General features: G+C 32.6%; 2 protein-coding genes and 1 pseudogene. All 3 read right to left on the bottom strand.

Annotated elements, in window-relative coordinates:
* Positions 1-336 precede the first annotated feature (336 nt).
* A pseudogene (gmk, locus tag WGMM_RS02485) lies at positions 337-943 on the bottom strand (guanylate kinase).
* Positions 927-2732: a pentapeptide repeat-containing protein gene (locus WGMM_RS02490; RefSeq protein WP_038249552.1), complete on the bottom strand. Its 1806-nt coding sequence runs from the start codon at positions 2730-2732 to the stop codon at positions 927-929. The pseudogene gmk and the gene WGMM_RS02490 overlap by 17 nt, the downstream one beginning before the upstream one ends.
* Positions 2725-3915, bottom strand: a complete 1191-nt coding sequence (locus WGMM_RS02495) for an ankyrin repeat domain-containing protein (RefSeq protein WP_038249554.1) — start codon at positions 3913-3915, stop codon at positions 2725-2727. The genes WGMM_RS02490 and WGMM_RS02495 overlap by 8 nt, the downstream gene beginning before the upstream one ends.
* Between the last annotated feature and the right edge of the window lie 237 nt (positions 3916-4152).

The raw sequence follows: 4152 nt of genomic DNA on the forward strand, positions 1-4152 counted from the left end.
TATCTGCATTAGTAGTTAGTGCAGTTATATCTATACCCATACTAAAACCTCAATATTAAAAGCTATTTAAGTTGTCAGCACTAAACTAACAACCAAGAAGTTTGACTTTTAAATTGAGCTAAACGTTGTATATGTGATCAAAATATAGGTGGAAAGGCAGAAAATTAATTTCTGTGAGAAAATTTGCCGTCATAGTTAAACCTCACTTGAACAGTTGTCTACTATTTTTAACCATTTTGTCTTAAAAAATAATAAATATAGCTAAACTGCGAAACGTGCTATTGGCTAAAATAGGATAAGAAACTATAGCCGCAAATATCCAAATTGATGTTTTTATCAGTCTTCCAGACTTGGTTTTTCTTTTAGTTTTTTAAGTCTTTCTTTATTTAGTATGGAGCTTATCTCTTCTACACTTTTATCAATATCATCATTGATTATTACATAATCATATTTATCACGTTTGCTTATCTCTTTTTGAGCTTCGGCTAATCTGCGCTCTATTTCGCTTGCATCATCACTATTACGCTTTTGCAAACGCAACCTAAGCTCTTCCATTGAAGGGGGAAGTATAAAAACACTCACAACTTTTTTTCTCATGAGCTTGAATAAGTGAAATGCTCCTTGCCAGTCTATGCTTAGTAAAACGCTTATTCCACTGCTCAGGTTTTGCTCTATAAAATCTCTTGGTATACCATAAAAATTCTCAAAAACTTTGGCGTATTCAAGCATCTGACCAGCTTCGCATAACTCGTGAAATTTTTCTTCGGTAACGAAAAAATAGTCTTTTCCATTTATTTCGCCGGGGCGAGGCTTGCGTGTAGTCATAGAAACAGACCTAACTAAATTAGTTGATTGCTCAAGTAATTTTGCTGATATAGTAGTTTTTTCCAGCTCCAGAAGGGGAGGATAGAACCAATAATACGCCCTCACTTTTTACGGTCATTTTTCTTTGCATTTTTTAACATGGTGCTTTTTGGATCAGAGTTTAAAAAGCTAGAACCTTCTAAATTAGAATTTGATAAGTTGGTGCCAATAAGAGAAGAGTTATCAAAGACAGTATAGCGCAAATCGGTTTTTTCAAAATTTGCCTTATTCAAATTAACGCTTACAAACTTTGCTCTACTCAATGTTGAATTAGAAAAATCAGCATTTTCTAAATTCATATCCTTAAATTCAAAGTAAGAATAATTTACATTAAATTTTTCACCCTGTGATATTTTCTCTTGCAAATCTTCAATTGAAGTTATAGCATTTTCTGAACCTGTGAGTTTCTCCTGCCCTTGATTGTCAATCAAAATTGAATTATCAAATTTGCAACCTGTTAAGTGAACATCAGCAACTGAACTTTTATATATGCTTGAAGAGTGAAAAGACATATCACTAATTGTTGAATTACTCAAATTGCTAAGAAAAAAGCTAGTTTTCCTAAAGGCATTAGCGTGAAGCAAAGAAGATCTGAAATCGCTTTCAATAAAATTTGAATTAGTTACTTTTAAATTGGACCAGCTCGAATTATCAGCTAATAAATTAAAGAATGTTGAATTTTCTATTTCACCGGAATCAATATTATGGCGAGAAAGTGTACTGTTATAAACTTGAGAGTCTTGGATTTTTATCTTATACATTGAAGTTGTAGAAAGGTCTGAATCTTCTATCTTCGCAGAGGTGAATAGTGAATGGTCAAAAAATGAGCCATTCATGTTAGAATTCGCAACTTTAGTATTATGAAACTTTCCGTGACGAATGTCAGCATTAGAGACATTAACTTGATGCAGTTCACTAAAACTAAAATCAATATTGGATAAATCAGCATCCTGAAGATTTGCTTCAGAAACATATGTATGCTTTATCTTGGAACCATTTAGTATAGATTGAACAAAACTTGAATTATCGTCATTCACATAGGAAATTTGTGTGTTGCTTAAATTAGTTTCGTCGAAGTTACTGTTAATTATGATAGAAGAATTAAGGTAGGCAGCGGAAAGATTGCTACCTGTAAAGTCTGATTCTTTTAACTCTGCACCATATATGTTAGCATTTTTTAATGAAGAAAATTGTATCTTTAATTTATATGCATCCACTCCAAAGAAACTTGCATTATCAAGGTTGTTTTTCTGCATAACAGTATCGTTTATTTCACTATCACTAAAATTTACGTGGCTAACATTCGAGTTTGATAAGTTGGAGAAATTCATTTTCACATTCGAGAAATTAGTATGCAAACCAATTACGTTGTGCATACTCACTTTTTTGAGATCGGAACTGATAAAATCAGCATAACTAACATTAGACTGATCAAATACGATATCTGTTAAGTTTGCAGAAACAAATTTTGTAAAACTCAAATTTGTACCTTTTATTTTAATGCCATGTAAATTAGCATTGGAGAAATTAGCACCACGTAAATCAACATCAATGAAAGACACATCGGATAAATCGGTGTTAGAAAAATCAGCACCAATCAGACTTACTCCATCAAAAACAGATTTACTTAGGTACAGTTGGTTAAAATTAGCTCCATTTAAGTTAGAACCAAAACCTTTCTTAAAATCTTCTGGCACGCCCTCTTTGTGGCACTGCACCAAAAATTCAGCAAAGTCTTTTTTACTGTAAGATACGTATTTTGCATCACGCAAAGCGTTTAAAAAATCACTAATCTGATTTTTTTCATCATTTGTTTCGTTTCCATAACATAAATGACCAACTAAAATTAATATCAAAAATCTAATCATCTTGCTTATCGCACTGTATTTCTTTCGTTTTCACAGCCCAATCGTACATTGCTGAGCTTTCTTTATTGTCTATTTTTCTATCCTCCAAAAGATGTGGCATCATTTCGGCAATCGCATTTATTATATTGATCTGCTTTTTTTCGATTGCTATATCAATTGGGGATTGAAAATTATTGTTAACTACTCTAAGATCAGCACCTTGTAATAAGAGAAAGCGCACTATGTCTACCTCACCTTGTTTAACTGAATAAATGAGAGGAGTATCACCCAATTTATTTCTAAACCTTAGTATCTCTTGAATTGTTAATCCAATTTTTTCTAGCTTACTTATTACTCCTCTTAAGCAAGTTAAGTTGTTCTTCTTAATGCAGTAAAAAAATTGCTTACTGTAATCATCAATAAACACAGTTGTAGGAAGATGCTCATTAAGGCTATCATATTGTCGTTTATATATTGACTTGCTTTGTATGTCTTTATGACCCCATTCTTTTATTGGTTCTCTGTTTAGCTTTGTCCATTTTTGTAAACTTTTCTTTTCACTTTGCTCTTCTTCATCTTTTTTAGTTATAGGTTTTACTCTATTGCGGTCCTTGGAATTACTGTTTGTTTCTTTCACTTTTTTTTCTTCAGACTGATTCTCTACTTTTTCTTTTCCCTCTAATAACTGACTCGCATCACTTTTTGAAAGTTCATTATCTTTTATATCAATCTTCTGATCAGCTTGTAGATTTTTTTGCGGGTTAGCTGTATTCTCATTTAAATCAGCACTTAAAGGCAAAGGCTCTGGTTTCAAATCTTTATTCACTTCTTTATTGGCCACATTTGGTAAATTTTGAGCAAATTTGTCTGTGCTTCCTTCTAGCTGGTCATTTGGCAAATCTTTATCAATCCTTTCACCTTCACTTATAGTTTTTTCAACCACGAAAGCTTTGTTCTCGTTGTGTTGCAGTTTCTCTTTATCGGTAGTGCCGTCTAACCTTTTGCTCTCAGCCTCTTGTGTTTGTTTAGCATCGACGTTGCTTTTTAACTCATCTTTTTGATTTGTGCTATCTTGCTTCCTTACACCTACATTTTCGTTCTTATGAACTGATTCAATTTTCTTTTCTTCAAATTGCTCTACAGCAAATAGGCTCAGTGATCCGAATACAACAGCTAATAATATAAAATATAAAATATTTTTCATAAATATCCCAAGCATAAGCCTAATTAAAATGATACTATAATCAAATGATTAATCTACAGTAAAAAATGCCTTAGGACTTAATTTATAAAAAAACAATAGATTTTTTGTATCTGTTCAGGGGCATCGCAAATATTGAAGCAAAGTGGTCAGTGCTTACTGTACGAACATTGTGATTTGAGAGCAATCTCCGCTAGGGGGGATGTCATCCCAGTGCCCAGACACTGGGGATCCAGAAAA

Origin of the sequence: Wolbachia endosymbiont of Glossina morsitans morsitans (assembly GCF_000689175.1) — a bacterium.
Taxonomy (GTDB): Bacteria; Pseudomonadota; Alphaproteobacteria; order Rickettsiales; family Anaplasmataceae; genus Wolbachia; species Wolbachia pipientis.